The organism is Actinomadura sp. DC4 (genome assembly GCF_030406325.1).
Taxonomy (GTDB): domain Bacteria; phylum Actinomycetota; class Actinomycetes; order Streptosporangiales; family Streptosporangiaceae; genus Actinoallomurus.
This window is the reverse complement of sequence record NZ_JAUEQY010000098.1, coordinates 1-578: the sequence shown is the minus strand read 5'-3', so window position 1 is coordinate 578 and position 578 is coordinate 1. Positions and strand designations below refer to the sequence as shown.

Sequence of the window (578 nt, the reverse complement as noted above, 5' to 3'; positions counted from 1 at the left end):
GCAGCGTGTGGCGGCTTTGGCGGTGAAGTCCCACGTGTCCTGAGACCCCGCCAACGCCCGATCACCGAAGTAATCACCATCGGCCAACACCCCCAACACCGTCTCATCCCCATACTTACCAACCCCGACCCTCGACACCTTCCCATGCGCCACCAAAAACACCTGATCAGCAGGACGCCCCGCCTCAACGATCACATCCCCCGGATCGAACTCCTGCTGAACGAACCTCCCCGCCAACGCATTCAACGTCCCCTCATCATCAAACCCCCGCAACAACGGAAGCTCACACAACTCCGGCGGAACAACACGCACCTGCGCCCCCGTCGAAGAAAAACTCACCCGCCCATCCCCCACCGCATAACTCAACCGCCGGTTCACCCGATAAGCCCCACCCGAAGCCTCAACCCACGGCAACATCCGCAACAACCACCGCGACGAAATCGCCTGCATCTGCGGCGCCGACTTCGTCGTCGTCGCCAAATTACGCGCCGCCGCCGTACCCAAACTCAACGGCGAACCCTCAACACCGCTACCCGACTGCGCCGACTCCGTCACGACACACACCACCATTCTTCATT

General features: G+C 61.4%; 1 protein-coding gene. It reads right to left on the bottom strand.

From position 1 onward, the window contains the following. Positions 1 to 555, bottom strand: a 555-nt coding sequence (locus QWU11_RS47125) for a cyclic nucleotide-binding domain-containing protein (RefSeq protein ID WP_290121145.1), incomplete at its 3' end; no start/stop codon positions are given. Positions 556 to 578: the final 23 nt, after the last annotated feature.